Raw genomic sequence first — 18,328 nt, 5'->3', positions numbered from 1 at the left:
GTGTGTTGGCATGATTACCCTCACCATTCCTGACGCATCAGCTCACAACTCCTGACGCGCCCCTCACCCCCCAGCGTCCGCATCCAGCAAGAGGAACCGGCCCCGTGTCTCAGTCGCTCACCGATCAGCGCCAGCGCGCAGAACTGATCGCAGAGCTCTACGACCTCCATGCCGCCGGGCTGTTCGCGTACTGCGCCGACCAGCTCGGCGACCTCGGCTCGGCCTCCGATGTCCTCGTGGCCGTGCTCAGCAGCGTCCCCGACACCGCGCCGCCCCGCGCGGCGCTCTACGCCTTCGCCCGCCGCGAGATCCATCGGCGGGACATCGTCTACTCCCCGCCCGCCGTCGACCCGCTCATCGACCCGGCCACCGCACTCGTCGAGCGTTCCCTGCGCGAGCTGCGCCCGCACCAGCGCGAGGTGCTGATGTTGTGCGCGGTGTGCGGGCTCAGCAAGGCGGAGCTGGCGTGGGTGCTCGACGTCGCGCCCGACACCGCCGAGGAGCTGGCGGTGGGCGCGGGGCACCGGTTCAGGCAGTCGCTGGGAGCGGCGCTGGCCTCGACCGGGGTCCGCGTGCCCAAGCCCGTCGCCGACATCTACGGCGCGCTCGGCGTCGCGCCGCTGCGCGACGTGCTCGGCCGCCTGCCGTGGCCGCAGCCGCCGGGGGCGCTGCGCATCCACTTCGCGGGCTCCCGTACGGCGGCGCCCGCGCCGCTGTTCGTCAAGCCCCGCTGGCCCAGCCCGCCCGTCTGGCCGCAGCCGCTGGCGGACGCCGATCCGGCGACCAGCACGGTGATCTTCCCTGCCGAGCTGCTGACCCCGCCCTCCCCGTCGCACGCCCCCGTGCACGAGGCGACCACGGCCCCGATGCCCAAGTTCCGCGACCCGCTCTCGCCCCCGAGGGACGTGCTGGATCCCGGCCCGCCGTTGCGGGATCCGCTGGGGTCGGCGCGGGCCCTGCGCGATCCGCTGGGCGGCTCCCGGCCCTCCGCGCCCTTCACGCCCTCCACGCCCTCCGCCGGAGAGCGGCCGGGCGCCGGCGATCGTCGCGCGGACGATCGACGGGATGGCGATCGGCGGGATGGCGCGCCGTACGCCGGGGACCGGTGGGTCGCCGGGCCGTCCTCCGGGGCGTCGCCGCGGGAACGGCCGTTCTTCATGGCGGCTCCCGACCCCATGGCCGCCGAGCCGTTCGCGACGGGTGACGTGATCCTGCCCAAGGACGCGCCTGACCCGTACATGACCGGCGACGTGCTCCTCCACGAGAGCTCCTCCCGGCCGCTCCCCCCGCCCCGGCGGGCGCCCGCCGAGGAGCGCCGCAGGCCGCCGCTGGAGCCGCAGCCTGCTCCGGAGGAGTTCCGCCGGACGTTGTCGGCGCAGGCCGCCCCGGCCGCACCTGCCGTCCCGGCCACCCAGCGCCGGCGGGCGTCGCGGTCGGAGGAGCCGGTACGCGGACCGGCGGCCCCGCTGTTCAAGCCCCGGGCCAAGCCGCGCTCCAAGGCCGGATCCGAGCCGGTGTACCGGCTGCCGGACCCGCGCGGGGACGAGCCGGACCAGGCGGGATCGCTCGGCCGGCCTCTGGAGAGACCCCTGGAGAAGCCGCTGGAGAAGCCGCTGGACCGGCCCCGGCAGGACGGGGATCCGCGCAGGAAGGACGGTCCGGCGGACAGGCCGTCCGGCTCGTCCGTCCTGGCGCCGCGCCCCGTACGGGCCAGGCCCGCCCCCAAGCGGCGCCCGGAGAGCGGGCGCCCGCCGAAGAAGGTGCGCCGCCGCAGGGACCGGCACCACGACTGGGTCTGGGAGCTCGTCGGGTTCCTGCTCTGCGTGGCGATCGCGATGATCGTGTTCTTCTCCATGCCGGTCTTCACGAATCCGTGACGACCGCTCCGGTGGCGGGCCGGAAGGCTCCCGCCCGCCACCGGATGCGCGGTCACGGAGAGACCCGCCACCGGATGCGTGGTCAGCCGAGAGGCCCGCGCCCGATGCGCGTCAGGGCCGGCCGGTGAGGGCGGCCACGTCGAGGGCCGCCAGCCGGGCCGGGTCGCCGAGGATGTCCATGGTCAGGATCTTGCCGTCGGCGATGGTGAAGGCTCCCACCGCGGTCGTCCGCCCGTCCAGCACCATGAGCGCCCCCGCGACGCCGTTGACCAGCACGGGGCGCGCGTAGGGCGCCATCCGCCGGAACATGAGCGCCTGCTGCGCCACCGTGAGCGCCCCGCGCAGCTCGTTCCAGCCCCGGGCCGCCGAGGGCCCCACGTCCGTGCGGAGCACGATGTCCGGGTGCAGGAGCGACACGAGCGTGTCGAAGTCCCCGTCGCGGGCCGCCGCCATGAACGCGTCCACCACCTCGCGCTGCCGCGACACGTCCGGGTCCGGCGACGGGGCGGCCCCGCGCACCCGGCGGCGGGCCCGGCTGGCGAGCTGCCTGGTGGCGGCCGGCGTGCGGTCGAGGATCGGCGCGATCTCGTCGAACGGCACCGCGAACATGTCGTGCAGCACGAACGCCAGCCGCTCCGTCGGCTCCAGCTGTTGCAGCACCACGAGCAGCGCCAGCCCCACCGAGTCCGCCAGGAGCGCCTCCTGCTCGGGATCGACGCCGTCCGGCGAGCTCACCACCGGCTCCGGCATGCGCTCCTCCAGCGGGTCCTCACGCCGGTGCTCGCGGGAGCGCAACATGTTCAGGCAGATGCGGGACACGACCGTGGTGAGCCAGCCTCCCATGTTCCGCACGTCGCCGGTGTCGGTGCGGTTGAGCCTGAGCCACGTCTCCTGCACCGCGTCGTCGGCCTCGCTCACCGAGCCCAGCATCCGGTACGCCACGGCCCTGAGCTGCCCGCGCTGCGCCTCGAAGAGCCGGGTCAGCGATTCGTCGTCGTTCACCTGTCACAATCCTTCTTCGTCCCGCGTCATTGCTTCGACCCATGAAAGCGGGTCGATGTGACGTCATCGGCCCCGGGACCCCTTGGAGTGACCGATGGATGCACGGATGGGCCAGCCCGCCTTCGTCCTGCCCGATGCGCTGCAGTCCCTGATGTCCCTGGAGAAGACCATCACCGCGAGCGGCGTCTCCAAGCAGTTGCTCAACCTCGTGTACCTGCGCTGCAGCCAGATCAACGGGTGCAGCGTGTGCGTCGACATGCACGCGCGGGACCTGAAGAAGCACGGCGAGAGCGACGAGCGGCTCTGGTCGGTGGCCGGCTGGCGGGACGCGCCGTACTTCACCGACGAGGAACGCGCCGCCCTCGCCCTGGCCGAGGCCGCCACCCGGCTGAACGACCGGTCCGACCCGGTGCCCGACGACGTGTGGAGCGCCGCGGCCGACCACTTCGGCGAGACCGAGCTGGCGGCGATCATCATGGGCATCGGCCTGGTCAACCTCTGGAACCGGCTCAACGCCGCCACCCGCCAGGTGGCGGGCGCCTGGACGGGCTGAGCCCCCGAGGGGGCGCAGCCCGCTCAGCCGGCCGACAGGATGAGGCCGCTGGTGGGGACGCCCGTCCCGGCCGTCACCAGGACGTTGGTGACGTCCTGGAGCTGGTTGACGGCGGTGCCCCTGATCTGGCGGACGGCCTCCGCGATGCCGTTCATGCCGTGGATGTACGCCTCCCCGAGCTGCCCGCCGTGCGGGTTGACCGGGAGGCGGCCGTCCAGCTCGATGCCGCCGTCGGCGAGGAAGCCGGGGGCCTCCCCGCGCCCGCAGAAGCCGAGCTCCTCGAGCTGGGTCAGCACGAACGGGGTGAAGTGGTCGTACAGGATGGCCGTCTGGATGTCGGCGGGCGACAGGCCCGAGATCTCCCAGAGGCGGCGCCCGACGACGGACATCTCGGGCAGCCCGGTCAGGTCATCCCGGTAGTAGCTGGTCATCATCATCTGACCGGCCCCCGCGCCCTGCGCCGCGGCGGCGATCACGGCCGGGGAGCGGCGCAGGTCGCGGGCCCGCTCGGTGGAGGTGACCACCAGCGCCACCGCCCCGTCGCTCTCCTGGCAGCAGTCGAGCAGGTGCAGCGGCTCGGCGATCCACCGGGACGCCTGGTGCTCCTCCAGCGTGATCGGCCGCCCGTGGAACCAGGCGGCCGGGTTCGTGGCCGCGTGCCTGCGCATGGCCACCGCCACGCGGCCGAAGTCCGCCGAGGTGGCGCCGTACACGTGCATGTAGCGCCGCGCGAACATGGCCACCCACGCCGCCGGCGTCATCAGCCCGAACGGCACGTGCCAGCTCATCTCCAGCCCCTGCGAGCTGGGCTGCCCGGTGAGCCCCGCGTTCGGCTGGCCGAAGCGGCGGCCCGAGCGCTCGTTGAAGGCCCGGTAGCAGACCACCGTGCGGGCCGCGCCGGTGGCCACCGCCATGGCGGCGTGGGCGACGGTGCCGCAGGCCGCGCCGCCGCCGTACTCGACGCGGGAGAAGAAGGTCAGCTCGCCGATGCCCGTCTCCCTGGCGACGGCGATCTCCTGGTTGGTGTCCTGGCTGTAGGTGACCAGGCCGTCCACGTCGCCGGGTGACAGGCCGGCGTCGTCCAGCGCCGCGAGCACGGCCTCGGCGGCCAGGCGCAGCTCCGAGCGTCCCGACCGCTTGCTGAACTCGGTGGCGCCGATGCCCGCGATGGCCGTGCTCACGTGCCCTCCAGCGTGACGGTGCCGGTGGCGTGCTCGCCCAGGCTCACCCGGCCGCGCACCTCGACGGTGACCCGGTCGCCCTCGCCGCCGACGACCGTGCCGCTGAAGGTCAGGCGGTCACCGGCGTACGCGGGGACGCCCAGCTTGACGTCGATGCTCCTGATGACGGCCCCGGGGCCCGCCCAGTCGGTGACGTAGCGCTCGACCAGGCCCATGGTGGTCAGGATGTTCAGGAAGATGTCCGTGGAGCCCTGGGCGCGGGCGAGTGCCGTGTCGTGGTGCACCGGCGTGTAGTCCATGGTGGCCAGGGCCGTGGAGACGACCATGGTGGGCGTGAGGTCGATCGACAGCTCCGGCAGCGCGGCCCCGATCATGGCTCCTCCGGCGCCCACATGGGCAGGACGAGCCGGTCGTCCATCCGTCGGTACGTCACCCGCAGCGGCATGCCGATCCTCACTTCCTCGACGGGGCAGTCCACGACGTTGCCCACGACCCGCACGCCCTCCGGCAGCTCCACCACCCCGACCACGAACGGCGTCTGCCTGCCGGGCACGGGCGGATGGTGGTGCACGACGTAGCTGAACAGGGTGCCCGTGCCGCTCGCGAGCCGGTACGCGCGCTCGGCCGAGCGGCAGCGGGGGCACAGCGGTCCGGGCGGGTGGCGCAGCTCGCCGCAGTCGGCGCAGGACTGGACGCGCAGCTCGCCCCGGTTCACGCCCTCCCAGAAGAACGCGGTGTCCTGGTTGACGGCGGGCTGGAGCGGATACGGCTCGGCGGCCTTCTTCGCCGGTGGGCGGAATTTCAGGACCCGGAACATCATGCCGGCGACCGGCTCGTCGTCCTCGGTGTACCAGGTGATGTTCCAGGTGGCGAAGTAGCCGACGCCGAGAGCGGTCCGCTTGGGGCCCGCCAGCCCGGCGAACCTGGTGGCGGGCGTGAGGCGCTCGCCGACGCGGACGTACCGGTGGTAGGTCTGCTCGCAGTTGGTCGCCACCACGCCCGTGTAACCGCTGTCGTTGAGCGCGCTCATCATGTCGTCCACCGGCGAGCGTTCCTTCTGGCCTCTGGACAGGCCGGGCATGGTCCACACCTGGGCCATCGCGGGCGGGGCCAGGCCCTGCTCCAGGTAGAGCGGGTTCTCGTCGCCCATGGCGGTCAGCCAGTGCCTGATCATGGGGACGTTGACGGGGTCGGCGGCCGGGGCGCCGCGCACCTCGCCCAGCGCCGCCTGCTTGCCCGCGAGCTCGTGCAGCTCCTCGTCCGTCATCGTCCTGCGCCGGGTGCCGTCGCCGGGACCGGTCATCGCGGGGGCCTCGGCAGGTTCAGGCCGAGCATGGCGATCAGCTCGCGCTGCACCTCGTTCACCCCGCCGCCGAACGTCAGCACCACCGCCCCCTTCACCCCGTGGTCGAGGCGTTCGAGCAGCTCGGCCGTCTCCGGGTCCGACGGGTCGCCGTACCTGGCCAGGACGTCCCCCACGATCCTGCCGATCTCCTGCATGCGCTCGGAGCCGTAGATCTTGGTGGCCGACGCGTCCGGAGCGCCCAGCCAGCCTAGGTCCATGTTCGCCGCCACCTGCCAGTTGAGCAGCTCGTTCGTGCGGAAGGCCGCCCACACCCGCGCCAGCGCCCGCCGCACGTCGGGCTCGGCGTCCAGGCCGGTGCGGCGGGCCCAGGCGCGGAAGCGGTCGTAGGTCTGGCCGAGGTTCCCGGCGGGGCCGAGCGTGACGCGCTCGTGGTTGAGCTGGTTGACGATCAGGTCCCAGCCCTTGTCCACCTCGCCCACCACCATGTCCGCGGGGACGCGCACGTCGGAGTAGTAGGTGGCGTTGGTGTGGTGGCGGCCGTCCATGGTCACGATCGGGGTCCACGAGAAACCGGGGTCGTCCGTCGAGGCGATCATCATGGTGATGCCCTTGTGCTTCTTGGCCGTGGGGTTGGTGCGGGCGGCGAGCCAGATGTACTGGGCGTAGTGGGCGCCGCTGGTGAAGATCTTCTGGCCGTTGACGACGTAGTGGTCGCCGTCGAGCACCGCCGTCGTCCGCAGCGAGGCCAGGTCGGTGCCCGCCTCCGGCTCGCTGTAGCCGATCGCGAAGTGGCACTCGCCGGCCAGGATGCGCGGCAGGAAGTGCTCCTTCTGCCGCTCCGTGCCGTACTGCATGAGCGTCGGCCCCACGGTCTGCACCGTGATGATGGGGTACGGCACTCCGGCGCGGGCGATCTCGTTGGCGAAGATCTGCTGCTCCAGGGGGCCGTAGCCGCTGCCGCCGTACTCCTTGGGCCAGCCGAGGCCCAGCTTGCCGTCCCGGCCGAGCCGCCGGCAGTGCTCCATGTACGCCCCGCCGAACGGATCGGCGGCGATCTTGGCGCGGTCCTCGGCGGTGAGGCAGCCCTGGAAGTACTCGCGCAGCTCGTCGCGGAGCCTGCGCTGCCCGGGGGTGAGGTCGATGAGCATCAGACGAGCGCTCCGATCAGGTCGAGCTGGGCGTCGGCGCCGCCGAGCAGCTGTGACAGGTGCCTGGCCTGGGCGAAGTAGCGGTGCAGCGGGTAGGTGACGTCGAGGCCGAGGCCGCCGTGCAGGTGCTGGCAGGTGTAGAGCGCCCTGGACGCCTCGCTGACGTGGTACGCGGCCAGCGCCAGGTCCTCGTCGGCCGGCAGCCCCTCGCCCAGCCGCCAGACGGCCGACCACATGGCCACGTCCAGCGCCCTGGCGGCGATGTAGACGTCGGCGATCTGCATCGTCACGGCCTGGAACTCGGCCAGCGCCCGCCCGAACTGTTTGCGCTGCCTGATGTAGGAGGTCGTCAGCTCCAGCGCGCCGGCCAGCACCCCGCTGGCCTGCGCGGCGACGGCCGCCATGAGGATCCGCCGCGCGTCCGCGACCGCCTCCTGGCCCGCCACCCGCTCCGCCGGGGCGCCGTCGAGCACGATCGTGGCGGCGGGCTCACCGGTGGAGGTGAACTCGGCCGCCGTCACGGGCTCCGCCACCAGGAACAGGCCGCTGTCGGCGGTGACCAGCACCTCGGCCGAGGGGTAGGGGACCGAGACCTTCCGCCCGGTCAGCACCCACCCGGCTCCTGCCACCGTCGTCCCGGCTCCGCCCGTGGTCGCCGTGGCGGCGGTCGTGGGCGGGTCGGCGAGGGCGCGGGCGGGCTCGCGGAGGGCCAGGGTGAGGCGGCCGGCGCGGCCCCGGCGGCCCGGGGCGCCCTGGCGGGCCAGGAGCAACGTGGCGGCCAGCGACGGCAGCGCGGGCACCATGGCCGCCCGGGCACCTACCTCGCGCAGGACCACGGCCATCTCCACCGGCCCGAGCCCGGCTCCGCCCGCCTCCTCCGGCACGCACACGTCCAACAGCCCGGCCTGCCGCAGCCGCTCCTCGTCCCCTTCCTTGGCGAGGACCTCGGCGGCCAGCTTCTTCAGATCCTGCTGGGTTTCGTCCAGGTTGAAATCCACTACGTCTCCAAGAGGTGTTGCCTGCCGTGCCGTACGAACTCCTCCTCGATCCCCTTCACGTCCGCCTCCGTCAGCAGCCGCAGCCCGTCGGGGCCGCGCACCCAGACCGGGTCGGTGGTGCGCCAGGCGTCCCTGGCGAGGTGCCGCTTGATGACCTTGTGCGAGGCCGTCTGGGGTAACTCCCGACACAGTCGGACGAAGCGGGGCAGGGACTTGGCGCCGAGGTCGCGGCGCGAGGCCAGGAACGCGGCGAACGCCCCCGGATCGAAAGCGCCCGATGCGGCGGCCCCAGCAGCCCCCGAGCCTGCGACCTCCGCACCGGCGGCCCCGGAGCCGGCAGCGCTCACGGCGGCGGTCTGCGCACCGGCGGCGCCTTCCAGGACGAGTGCGGCCATGACCTGGTCGCCGGCCGCCGGGTCGGGCACCGGGTACACCGCCGCCTCCACCACCCCGCCGAACTCCCGCAGCGCCGCCTCGATGGGCGCGACCGCCAGGTTCTCGCCGTCCACGCGCAGCCGCTCGGTGCCCCGGCCGGCGAAGAAGACGTAGCCGCCGGCGTCCTGGTAGGCCAGGTCGCCGGACCAGAACGCGCCGTCCCTGATCCGCTCGGCGTCGGCGTCCGGGTCGTTGTAGTACCCCTCGAACAGGCCGAGCCCGCCCGTGTTGACCAGCTCGCCGATGGCCTCGTCCGGGTTGAGCAGGCGGCCGTCCTCGATCCGCGCGGGCGGGCAGGGCCGGGCGGTGAACGGGTCGAGGATCCGCACGCCCTCGGGCAGGCGGCCGAGGCAGCCCGGCGGCCCGGCGGGGTCGGGGGTGAGCGAGATGGCGGTCTCCGTGGAGCCGAAGGCGTCGATGACCAGGCATCCGAACCGCTCCCCGAACCTCCTGACGGCCACCGCGCTGCCCTCGTTCCCGAACGCGATCCTGAGCGGGTTGTCGGCGTCGCCGGGCTGTTCGGGGGTGGCCAGGACGTAGGAGAGCGCCTTGCCGACGTAGTGGAGGTACGTACAGCCGTATCGCCTGATGTCGGGCAACAGCCCCGAGGCCGAGAAGCGCTGCCGCACCACCAGCGCCGCCCCGGACGCGACGGCGGGGGCGTAGGCGGCCATCAGCGCGCCGGAGTGGAACAGCGGCATGGAGCAGTAGACGGCGTCGTCGGGGGTGAGCAGCGCGGCCAGGCTCGATCCGGGCACGGCCAGCTTGCGCTGCGTGATCCGCACGGCCCGGGGACGGCCGGACGTGCCGGAGGTGAAGATCAGCATCACGAGGCCGCCCGGGTCCGGACCGGCACCCGCCGCTCGCACAGCACCTTCAGGCACAGCCTCGCGCGCGGCGGTCCGGGGCGCGGCGCATGGCGCCTCCGAGGCGAGCGGGAGCGCCGTCACGCCCAGCGCCTCCGACACCGCCCGCGCGATCCCGCCGCAGGACCCGTCCGCCAGGACCAGGTCCACGTCGGTGGCGCGGGCGTCGCGGATCAGCTCGTCCACCGACCGCGTCGGGTTCAGCGCCACGACCACGTGCCCGGCCAGCGCCGCGCCGCCGATCAGGACGACCAGCTCGGGAACGTTCTCACTGAGCACCCCGACGTGCGTCCCGGCCCCGCGCGCGGACAGCCGGTCCCCGGCCGCCCGGCAGGCCGCGACGTGCTCGCGCCACGACCACACCCTCCCCTCGTACACCAGCCCCGGCCGGTCGTCCTCGGCCCGGGCGAGCAGCAGGGAGGCGAGCGTGTCCGCGGTCATCGCTCCTCCAGCAAGCGCTAGGTAAGCCGATTCGCAAACTAGAACAGATTCTAATACCTGTCCAGTATCGACTTTTGGAGATAAGCCCGGATATATCCGTGTAACGCCGGAGACATGGGCCGATACGGCTCGTTTGTGACCCGCGAGTAACAAGCCGCGTAATCGAGAAATCAGATAACGTGTTCTTATGCGTACCCCGCGGCCCGCAATCGCCGTGCCCCCGAGCGAGACCGAGGGACCCTTGGAGAGCCACCCCGCGCCGGGCGGGCACAGCGTCCGGACGCGCAGCCAGCACCAACGCCGCAAGCGCATCGTCCAGGCCGCCGCCGCGCTGGCCTCGCGGGGCGGCGTGGAGGCCATGCAGATGCGCACGGTGGCCGAGCGCGCGGGCGTGGCGCTCGGCACGCTCTATCGATACTTCCCCTCCAAGATGGACCTCGTCGTGGCCGTCGTCGGCGAGGAGATCGACCTGCTGGAGAGCAGCATCGAGCGCCGTCCGCCGGGGGCGGCGACCCCGGCCAGCCGCGCGGTCGACGTGCTCATGCGGGCCACGCGGGGGCTCATGCGCGAGCCCGAGCTGGCCGACGCGCTGATCCGGTCGCTGATCCTGGCGGAGGTGCAGACCCCGTTCGGCGACCGCATGACCGGGCTGCTGCTGCGCGTCTCGGCCGACGGGCTGACGCTGGAGGAGGCCGGCGAGGAGCAGCTCGACCTCGCGGGGTCGCTGTCCAGCGTGTGGGTGCAGGAGCTGCTGGAGATGCTGCGCGGCCGCCGCACCTACGATCAGATCCAGCGCCGCATCGAGACCGCCGCCGCCCGCCTCCTCGCCGACATCTGAGCCCGGGGTCCGATCAGGGCCCCGGCCCGCGGGCGTGGCGGGGCATCAGCCCTGGCGCTCCACGAAGGCGGCGACCCCCTCGTAGTGCGCCTGTGACGCCTGGCCCGCCGGCTCGTACTCCAGGAGCAGCAGCCCGCTCGCCGTCGCCTCGTGCCGGACCAGGCGCAGGCCGGACGTGGCGCCCTGGCCGGCCAGGAGGCGCCGGCCGGTCCGCAGCACGGTGGGGGCGACCACGAGGCGCAGGGTGTCGATCAGGCCCGCCGCCAGGAGCGTGTCCCCGAGGCGGGCGCTGCCGTGGATCTGCAGCTCCCGTCCCGGCCGGGCCCTGAGCGCGGCGACCGACCGGGCGGGGTCGCCGTCGAGCACGGTCGTGGGGTGCCAGGAGCCCTCGGTGAGGGTGTTCGACACGACGTACTTCGGCAGGCCGTTCATCCGCTCGGCGTACGGGTCGGCCGGGTCGGTGATCTTCGGCCAGTCGCGGGCGAAGGCCTCGTACGTGCGCCGCCCGAACAGCAGGCCGTCGGCGAGGCCGAGCCATTCGGAGGTGCGCCGGACGAACGTCTCGTCGAGGTGCGGCACGAGCCAGCCGCCCCGGGTGAAGCCGCCGGCGGTGTCTTCGTCCGGCGAGCCGGGGCCCTGGCTGACGCCGTCGAGCGTGACGAACTCGGTGAGGGTGATCTTCATGGGGTGATCGTCCCTTCGGCGAGCGCGGCGAGCTGGGCGGTGACCGTGCCCCAGCCGTCGGCGAAGCCGAGCTTCTCGTGCAGGTCGCGGGCCTCGGGGTCGCCGTGCCGGACGAGGATCCGGTAGCCGGTGCCGTCGGGGTGGTCGTTCAGCGTGATGGTGGCGGTCATGGCGACCGGGGCGGGGTTCGCCGGGCGCCAGGTGCTGGTGATCGCGTTGGTGAAGACCAGGCGTTCGTGCTCGTCCACCGCGAGGAAGCAGGCGTCCAGGTGCGGGGCGAACGCGTCGCCGCCATCGCTCAGCCGGGTCACGAACGCCCCTCCGGGCCGCAGGTCCAGCCGGTCCACCCGGCAGCGGGCGGGAGCGGGGACCCACCACTGTTCGAGCCTGGCCGGGTCGGTCCAGGCCCGCCACACGGTCGTGCGCGGGGCGCGGATGATCCGCTCCAGGACGAGGTCGAGATCGGGATTCACGGGTTGCTCTCCTCCGGGCCTGTGACGAACCGTTCGAGGCGGTCGGTGCGCTCCTCCCAGATCCTGCGCTGCTCGGCGAGCCAGTCGTCGACGAGGGCGAGGCGCTCGCGGTTGAGCACGCAGGTGCGCACCCGGCCGGACTTGGCCGTGCGGATGAGGCCGTGCGACTCGAGCGTCCGCACGTGCTTCATGAACGAGGGGAGCGTTATCGGGAACTCGCGGGCGAGGTCGCCGACGCTAGCGGGCCCGTGGCCGAGGCGCCGGACCACGGCGCGCCGGGTCGGGTCGGCAAGGGCGACGAACACGCCGTCCAGTTGCGCCGAATACTGTGCCATGAGGCTAAGTATTAGGAGAGGGCGACAGTAAGCGCAAGGGCTAAGTTTTCAGCGGGCTTGTCCAGGGTTTCGGTTTTCTGTCGGTGGCGGGAGCTATACAGGGTGGTATGACCGACAAGCCGACGAACGAGGACTTCCTCCGGCTGGCTGATCCGATGCGGCGCGAACTGCTGGCGCACTGCTACCGCATGATGGGGTCGGTGCACGACGCCGAGGACCTCGTGCAGGAGACGTATCTACGCGCGTGGCGCGGCTACGACAACTTCGAGGGGCGCTCCTCACTGCGCACCTGGCTCTACCGCATCGCCACCACCACCTGCCTGACGGCGCTCGACAACCGCGCCAGGCGCCCGCTCCCGACCGGGCTCGGCGCACCGAGCCTCGACGCGAGCGCGCCCCTGGTGCAGGACGGCGAGGTGCCGTGGCTGGAGCCGGTGCCCGACACGCTGGCGGGCGTGTCCGGCGACGACCCCGCCTCGATCGTGACCTCCCGCGAGAGCATCCGGCTCGCGCTCGTCGCCGCGCTGCAGCACCTGCCGCCCCGGCAGCGGGCCGTGCTGATCCTGCGCGACGTGCTGAAGTGGAAGGCCGCCGAGGTGGCCGAGGCCGTCGGCACCTCCACCGCGGCCGTCAACAGCATCCTGCAGCGGGCCAGGGCGCAGCTCAGCGAGGTGTCGCCGAGCCTCGACGACCCGGTGGAGCCGCTGACGCAGGAGCAGCGGGCCCTGCTCGACCGGTACGTCGCGGCGTTCGAGAACTACGACGTCCAGAGCCTGGTGGACCTGTTCACCAAGGACGCGGTGTGGGAGATGCCGCCGTTCGTCGGCTGGTACCAGGGGCCCGAGAACATCGCGGAGCTCGTCGCGACGCGGTGCCCGGCCGAGCGGGCCGGCGATCTCAAGCTGGTGCCCATCGGGGCCAACGGCCAGCCGGCCTTCGCCGTCTACCACCGGCGCGACGACGACGTCTACGAGCAGTTCGCCATCATGGTGCTGACGTTCTCCGGCGAGCGGGTCGGCCACGTCGGCATGTTCTTCGAGGGGTCGCTGTTCGAGACGTTCGGGATGCCGGCGAAGTGGGAGGGTTCCGAAACAAAGTAGAACGCGTTACAGTCGCGCCAGAGCGTTGTTCTGGAGGCGGCCATGGGCACACCGGTAATAGTCGAGGCCGTTCGCACGCCCATCGGCAAGCGGGCGGGATGGTTGTCGGAGCTCAAAGCGCAACAGGTTCTGGCCGCGGCGGTGAACGGTCTCGTCGAGCGCTCCGGCCTCGATCCCAAGGCCGTGGAGCAGGTCTTCGCGGGCTGCGTGACCCAGGCCGGCGAGCAGGGCGGTCACGTCGGCCGTCACGCGTGGCTGTATGCCGGGCTGCCGTACCAGACGGGGGTCACCACCGTGGACGCCCAGTGCGGCTCCTCGCAGCAGGCGGTGCACCTGGCGGCGGCGATGATCGGCGCGGGCGTGATCGAGGTCGGCGTCGGGTGCGGGGTCGAGGTGATGAGCCGGTCGCCGCTCGGCAGCAACGTGCTCCCCGCCCGGCCCAGGCCGGACGACTGGAGCATCGACCTGCCCGACCAGTTCACCGCCGCCGAGCGGATCGCGCGGCGGCGCGGGCTCACGCGCGAGCGGCTCGACTGGTTCGGGGCACGCTCGCAGCAGCGGGCCGGCAAGGCGTGGGCCGACGGGCGGTTCGAACGGGAGATCGTGCCCGTCGGCGACGTCCGCAGGGACCAGGGCCTGCGCGAGACCACCGAGGCGGGGCTGGCCGGGCTGAGGCCGGTGGTCGAGGGCGGGCTCCACACGGCCGGCACCTCGTCGCAGATCTCCGACGGGGCGGCTGCCGTGCTGGTGATGAGCGAGCAGGCGGCGCGGCGGCACGGGCTGCGGCCCAGGGCCAGGATCCTGGCGCAGGCGCTGGTCGGGGCCGAGCCGTACTACCACCTGGACGGGCCCGTGGACGCCACGGCGCGCGTGCTGGCGGCGGCCGGCATGACGATCGGCGACATCGACCGCTTCGAGGTGAACGAGGCGTTCGCCTCGGTCGTGCTGTCCTGGGCGAGCGTGCACGAGCCCGACCTCGACCGGGTGAACGTCAACGGCGGCGCCATCGCGCTCGGCCACCCCGTGGGCGCCACGGGCGCGCGGCTGATCACCACGGCGCTGCACGAGCTGGAGCGCTCGGACTCGGCGACCGCGCTGGTCACGATGTGCGCGGGCGGCGCGCTGGCCACGGCCACCATCCTTGAACGCATCGGCTGATCAGGTATCTGATCGTCATCTCCGGCGCTCAGAGCACGTACGCACTCATCTCTCGGGGGGCACATGAAGTCCAGGCGGAGGCCGTATGCGGAGCAGCGGCCGCAGGACCTCGGCGGCGGGGTCTGGAGCGTGCCGGTGCCGATACCGGGCAATCCGCTCGGCTACACGCTCGTCTACGCCATCGAGTCGCCCCGCGGCCCGGTGCTGGTCGACGCCGGCTGGAACCACCCCGAGGCCTGGGAGGCGCTCAGCGGCGGCCTGGCCGCGGTCGGGCTGGACGTGAGCGCGGTGAGCGGGGTGGTCGTCACCCATTTCCATCCCGACCACGCCGGGCTCGCCGGGCAGGTCAGGGAGGCGTCGGGCGCCTGGATCGCCATGCACCAGAGCGACGCGGCGCTGGTCAGGCTCATGACCGAGTACGCCGACGGCAAGCACGAGGCGTTCCAGGCCGACATGCTCAGGCGGGCCGGGGCCGATCCCGGCGAGGTCAGGCAGGTCGCGGGCGAGCGCCCGGCCCCGCCCGCGCTGCCCGACAGGGAGTTGCGCGACGGCGACCTGGTGGACCTGCCGGGCCGCAAGCTGCGCGCGGTGCACACCCCCGGCCACACGCCGGGTCACATCTGCCTGCACCTGGAGGACGCCGACCGGCTGTTCACCGGCGACCACGTACTCCCCGACATCACCCCACATGTCGGGATTTATCCCTATGATCGGGACGACGTCGATCCCCTGGGCGACTTCCTGGACTCCCTGGATCGGGTGAGAGACCTCGGGCCGCTCGACGCTCTCCCCGCGCATGAGTGGATATTTCCTGATGTGGCCGCACGGGCCGTTCAGATCCGCCACCATCACGAGGAGAAACTCGAACGGCTGCGCGCCCTCCTGGTCCAGCGGCCGGAACCGCTGACCATCTGGGAGGTCGCCGCGATGATGACGTGGAACAGGCCGTGGGACGAGCTGCCGCCCCCGCTGCGGGGCATGGCGGCCGGCGAGGCCGCGGCCCACCTGCGGGCCCTGGAGGCCAGAGGCCAGGTGCGCCGCGTCCCGGGTGTCGATGCCGTGCGCTTCCACGCTCTAGACTCCTAGACATCCGATGTCTAGGGAGAAAAGCGTGGCGGTCACCGATGCGGCCATCGACAAGATCAAACACATGATCCTCTCCGGCGAGCTGGCGCCCGGCGACCGGCTGCCGAAGGAGGCCGACCTGGCCGAACGGCTCGGCCTGTCACGCAACTCGTTGCGCGAGGCCGTGCGCGCGCTGTCGCTGATCAACGTGCTGGACGTGCGGCAGGGCGACGGCACGTACGTCACCAGCCTGGAGCCGCGGCTGCTGCTCGACACCATGTCGTTCGTGCTGGACCTGCACCGGGACGACACGGTGCTGCAGTTCTTCGAGGTGCGCCGGATCCTGGAGCCGGCCGCCACGGCGATGGCCACGGAGCAGATGACCGACGCCGACATCGCCGAGCTCCGGGTGATCCTGGAGTCGCTGCCCGAGCGGCCCACGGTGGAGGAGCTGGTGGCCAACGACCTGCAGTTCCACCTGCGGATCGCGCAGGGGTCGGGAAACAGCGTGCTGTGCTCGTTCATCGAGAGCCTGTCGGGGCCGACCACCAGGGCGCGGATCTGGCGCGGGCTCACGCAGGAGGGCGCGATGGACAAGACGCGGGAGCAGCACACCGCGATCTACGAGGCCATCGCCGCGCGTCAGGCCGACGTCGCCCGCTCCTGGGCGACCGTGCACGTGGCGGGCGTGGAGTCGTGGCTGCGCCGGGCGCTGGAGCTCGACTGACGCATCCGGCCTGGTCACGGGCGCCAGGGGGCCGCGTAGACACATCGGAGGACTCGTCTGCGCGCCTCGCCGGCCCGGCGCGGGGCCTCGCCGGTGGCCTGGCCCGGGAGGTGCGAGTGCCGTACCGGCCGGTGATCAGGGAGAGCACGAGCGGGTAGTACCGGTGCTGTGTCCGACAAACTCTCGAAATACCGGAGCAAACGCGACCCGAAACGTACCCCGGAGCCCGTCCCCGACGCTCCCTCCCCCTCCCCCGAAGGCAACGCCTTCGTCATCCAGGAGCACCACGCCCGCTCCCTGCACTGGGACCTGCGCCTGGAACGCGACGGCGTCCTCGTCTCCTGGGCCGTCCCCAAGGGCCTGCCCGCCGACCCCGGCACCAACCACCTGGCCGTGCACACCGAGGACCATCCGATGGAGTACCTCACCTTCCACGGCGAGATCCCCCAGGGCGAGTACGGCGGCGGCACCATGACCGTCTGGGACACCGGCACCTACGAGACGGAGAAGTGGTCGGAGCGCGAGGTCAAGTTCGTGCTGCGCGGCGAGCGGGCCTCCGGCCGGTTCGTGCTGTTCCGGACGCGGGGCAAGAACTGGATGATCCACCGCATGGGCTCCGCGGTCCGCGACCCGTTCCCGCCCCTCTCCCCCATGCTCCCGACCGAGCGCGCCAGGCTGCCGAAGGACGTCGCGGCGTACGCCTTCGAGTTCGCCTGGGGCGGCCGGCGGCTCCTGGTGCCCATCGACGGCGGCCGCACGGACGCCGCCCGCGAGCACCCGTGGCTGCGCGGGCTGGCGGAGTCGTTCGGCAGCCGTACGGCGGTGCTGGACGGGGAGGTCGCCACGCTCGGCGGCGCGGAGATCCTCCTCTTCTACGACCTGCTGTACGACGACGGGCGGGCGCTGCTGGACGAGCCGTACACGGCCCGGCGGGCCGCCCTGGAGGCGCTGGAGCTGACCGGAGCCCACTGGCAGACCGCGCCGTCCTGGCCGGGCGAGGCGGGCGCGGTGCGGCAGGCGGCACGCGAGCAGGGATTGCCCGGGGTGGTCGCCAAGCGGCTGGACTCGCCGTACGAGCCGGGGCCGTCGAAGGCGTGGCTGTTCGTCGAGTCCTGACCGGTGGCGACCGGCCCATCAGGTGGCCGCCGCCAGCAGCCCCTCCCCCTCCAGGTCCGCCCACAACTCCTCGGGCACCGGCCGCGACCACAGCCCGGCGTTGCGCCGGACCTCGTCGGGCGTGCGGGCCCCCAGCACGATCGTGGCGACCGCCGGGTGGCGCAGCGGGAACGCCATCGCCGCGTGCGGCAGCGTGACGTCGTGCCGCTCGCAGACCCGCGCGATCCGCGTGGCCCGTTCAAGCAACTCCGGCGGCGCCGGCGCGTAGTCGTAGGTGCCCGCGGGCTCGCGGGTGGCCAGGATGCCGCTGTTGAACACCCCGGCCGCCAGCACCCGCACGCCCCGCTCCGCGCACTCCTCCAGCAGGGGCAGGCCCGACTGGTCGAGGAGCGTGTAGCGGCCGGCGAGCATGACGACGTCGATGTCGCTCTCCCGGACGAAGCGCAGCGGCGCCTCCCACTGGTTCATGCCGACGCCGATCGCCCGCACCCGGCCCTCGGCGCGCAGTTCGGCCAGCGCGGGGGCGGCCTCGGCGATCGCCTGGTCCACGTGGTCGTCCGGGTCGTGGATGAGGGCGATGTCCACGGCCGGGAGCCCCAGGCGTACCAGGGAGTCGTCCAGGGACGCGCGGACGCCGGCCGCCGAGAAGTCCCACACCCGCTCCAGGTCGCCCGCGACGTCGAAGACGTCGTCGTCGCGGCCGTCGCCGGACGCCTTGGGCCGCAGCAGGCGGCCCACCTTGGTGGACAGCAGGTAGCCCGACCGGCCGGCGAGCGCGGCGCCCAGGCGGCGCTCGGACAGGCCGAGGCCGTAGTGGGGCGCGGTGTCGTACAGGCGCACCCCGCTCTCCCAGGCCGCGTCCACCGTGGCGCGGGCCTGCTCCTCGGCGACCTCGTCGTACAGGTTGCCGATGGGCGCGCCGCCGAAGCCGTGGCGGGGCAGGTCGATCGCCATCAGTCGTGCACCCTTCCACCCGCGATCGCCATCAGTCGTGCACCCTTCCACCCGCGATCGCCATCAGTCGT

Annotated in this window: 19 protein-coding genes; 8 read left to right on the top strand and 11 right to left on the bottom strand. The window is 72.9% G+C overall.

Annotated features, from left to right (window positions below):
• Nucleotides 1-104: 104 nt before the first annotated feature.
• Complete coding sequence (locus HD597_RS58980) at nucleotides 105-1,877, top strand: RNA polymerase sigma factor (protein ID WP_253757651.1); 1,773 nt, start codon at nucleotides 105-107, stop codon at nucleotides 1,875-1,877.
• 111 nt (nucleotides 1,878-1,988) lie between these two features.
• Here the strand turns inward: HD597_RS58980 and sigJ are convergent, their stop codons facing one another.
• Nucleotides 1,989-2,879 (bottom strand): RNA polymerase sigma factor SigJ, encoded by an 891-nt coding sequence (gene sigJ, locus HD597_RS58975; protein ID WP_253757649.1) that lies wholly within the window; start codon nucleotides 2,877-2,879, stop codon nucleotides 1,989-1,991.
• Between the two features lie 94 nt (nucleotides 2,880-2,973).
• On the opposite strand from sigJ, the gene HD597_RS58970 reads away from it, so the two are divergent.
• Nucleotides 2,974-3,432: a carboxymuconolactone decarboxylase family protein gene (locus HD597_RS58970; RefSeq protein WP_253757647.1), complete on the top strand. Its 459-nt coding sequence runs from the start codon at nucleotides 2,974-2,976 to the stop codon at nucleotides 3,430-3,432.
• A 23-nt stretch (nucleotides 3,433-3,455) separates the two neighbouring features.
• Here HD597_RS58970 and HD597_RS58965 read toward each other — a convergent pair whose 3' ends face one another.
• The 6 genes from HD597_RS58965 to HD597_RS58940 are packed head-to-tail and all read right to left on the bottom strand — an operon-like array spanning nucleotide 3,456 to nucleotide 9,807.
• Nucleotides 3,456-4,613: a lipid-transfer protein gene (locus HD597_RS58965; protein ID WP_253757645.1), complete on the bottom strand. Its 1,158-nt coding sequence runs from the start codon at nucleotides 4,611-4,613 to the stop codon at nucleotides 3,456-3,458.
• Complete coding sequence (locus HD597_RS58960; RefSeq protein ID WP_253757643.1) at nucleotides 4,610-4,987, bottom strand: MaoC/PaaZ C-terminal domain-containing protein; 378 nt, start codon at nucleotides 4,985-4,987, stop codon at nucleotides 4,610-4,612. The genes HD597_RS58965 and HD597_RS58960 overlap by 4 nt, the downstream gene beginning before the upstream one ends.
• Nucleotides 4,984-5,916: a bifunctional MaoC family dehydratase N-terminal/OB-fold nucleic acid binding domain-containing protein gene (locus HD597_RS58955; RefSeq protein ID WP_253757641.1), complete on the bottom strand. Its 933-nt coding sequence runs from the start codon at nucleotides 5,914-5,916 to the stop codon at nucleotides 4,984-4,986. Before HD597_RS58955 ends, HD597_RS58960 begins: the two co-directional genes overlap by 4 nt.
• Nucleotides 5,913-7,067: an acyl-CoA dehydrogenase family protein gene (locus HD597_RS58950; protein WP_253757639.1), complete on the bottom strand. Its 1,155-nt coding sequence runs from the start codon at nucleotides 7,065-7,067 to the stop codon at nucleotides 5,913-5,915. Before HD597_RS58950 ends, HD597_RS58955 begins: the two co-directional genes overlap by 4 nt.
• The gene (locus HD597_RS58945) at nucleotides 7,067-8,065 is read right to left on the bottom strand and encodes an acyl-CoA dehydrogenase family protein (RefSeq protein WP_253757637.1); all 999 of its coding nucleotides are present in this window, start codon (nucleotides 8,063-8,065) and stop codon (nucleotides 7,067-7,069) included. The genes HD597_RS58950 and HD597_RS58945 overlap by 1 nt, the downstream gene beginning before the upstream one ends.
• On the bottom strand, nucleotides 8,065-9,807 hold the full coding sequence (locus HD597_RS58940; protein ID WP_253757635.1) for an AMP-binding protein: 1,743 nt from the start codon (nucleotides 9,805-9,807) through the stop codon (nucleotides 8,065-8,067). Before HD597_RS58940 ends, HD597_RS58945 begins: the two co-directional genes overlap by 1 nt.
• A gap of 187 nt (nucleotides 9,808-9,994) precedes the next feature.
• Here HD597_RS58940 and HD597_RS58935 point away from each other — a divergent pair, with 187 nt between their 5' ends.
• The gene (locus HD597_RS58935) at nucleotides 9,995-10,645 is read left to right on the top strand and encodes a TetR family transcriptional regulator (protein WP_253757633.1); all 651 of its coding nucleotides are present in this window, start codon (nucleotides 9,995-9,997) and stop codon (nucleotides 10,643-10,645) included.
• Nucleotides 10,646-10,690: 45 nt separating this feature from the next.
• Here HD597_RS58935 and HD597_RS58930 read toward each other — a convergent pair whose 3' ends face one another.
• The 3 genes from HD597_RS58930 to HD597_RS58920 are packed head-to-tail and all read right to left on the bottom strand — an operon-like array spanning nucleotide 10,691 to nucleotide 12,137.
• Entirely contained in the window at nucleotides 10,691-11,329 is a 639-nt protein-coding gene (locus tag HD597_RS58930) for a dihydrofolate reductase family protein (protein ID WP_253757631.1), read from the bottom strand.
• Nucleotides 11,326-11,802, bottom strand: a complete 477-nt coding sequence (locus HD597_RS58925; protein ID WP_253757629.1) for an SRPBCC family protein — start codon at nucleotides 11,800-11,802, stop codon at nucleotides 11,326-11,328. The genes HD597_RS58930 and HD597_RS58925 overlap by 4 nt, the downstream gene beginning before the upstream one ends.
• Entirely contained in the window at nucleotides 11,799-12,137 is a 339-nt protein-coding gene (locus tag HD597_RS58920; RefSeq protein WP_253757627.1) for an ArsR/SmtB family transcription factor, read from the bottom strand. The genes HD597_RS58925 and HD597_RS58920 overlap by 4 nt, the downstream gene beginning before the upstream one ends.
• A 107-nt stretch (nucleotides 12,138-12,244) precedes the next feature.
• Here HD597_RS58920 and HD597_RS58915 point away from each other — a divergent pair, with 107 nt between their 5' ends.
• The 5 genes from HD597_RS58915 (at nucleotide 12,245) to HD597_RS66370 (ending at nucleotide 17,303) form a co-directional block, all read left to right on the top strand.
• Complete coding sequence (locus HD597_RS58915; protein ID WP_253757625.1) at nucleotides 12,245-13,237, top strand: sigma-70 family RNA polymerase sigma factor; 993 nt, start codon at nucleotides 12,245-12,247, stop codon at nucleotides 13,235-13,237.
• Nucleotides 13,238-13,279: 42 nt separating this feature from the next.
• Entirely contained in the window at nucleotides 13,280-14,395 is a 1,116-nt protein-coding gene (locus HD597_RS58910; RefSeq protein ID WP_253757623.1) for a steroid 3-ketoacyl-CoA thiolase, read from the top strand.
• 63 nt (nucleotides 14,396-14,458) lie between these two features.
• Complete coding sequence (locus tag HD597_RS58905) at nucleotides 14,459-15,481, top strand: MBL fold metallo-hydrolase (protein WP_253757621.1); 1,023 nt, start codon at nucleotides 14,459-14,461, stop codon at nucleotides 15,479-15,481.
• A 25-nt stretch (nucleotides 15,482-15,506) separates the two neighbouring features.
• Entirely contained in the window at nucleotides 15,507-16,187 is a 681-nt protein-coding gene (locus HD597_RS58900; RefSeq protein ID WP_253757619.1) for a FadR/GntR family transcriptional regulator, read from the top strand.
• Nucleotides 16,188-16,355: 168 nt separating this feature from the next.
• Nucleotides 16,356-17,303: a DNA polymerase ligase N-terminal domain-containing protein gene (locus HD597_RS66370; protein WP_253757617.1), complete on the top strand. Its 948-nt coding sequence runs from the start codon at nucleotides 16,356-16,358 to the stop codon at nucleotides 17,301-17,303.
• An 18-nt stretch (nucleotides 17,304-17,321) separates the two neighbouring features.
• Here HD597_RS66370 and HD597_RS58890 read toward each other — a convergent pair whose 3' ends face one another.
• Nucleotides 17,322-18,257 (bottom strand): aldo/keto reductase, encoded by a 936-nt coding sequence (locus HD597_RS58890; RefSeq protein ID WP_253757615.1) that lies wholly within the window; start codon nucleotides 18,255-18,257, stop codon nucleotides 17,322-17,324.
• Nucleotides 18,258-18,328 lie beyond the last annotated feature (71 nt).

Origin of the sequence: Nonomuraea thailandensis, from assembly GCF_024172165.1 — a bacterium.
GTDB lineage: Bacteria > Actinomycetota > Actinomycetes > Streptosporangiales > Streptosporangiaceae > Nonomuraea > Nonomuraea thailandensis.
The sequence above is the reverse complement of the archived record's forward strand: the minus strand, read 5'-3'. Positions and strand labels throughout refer to the sequence as shown.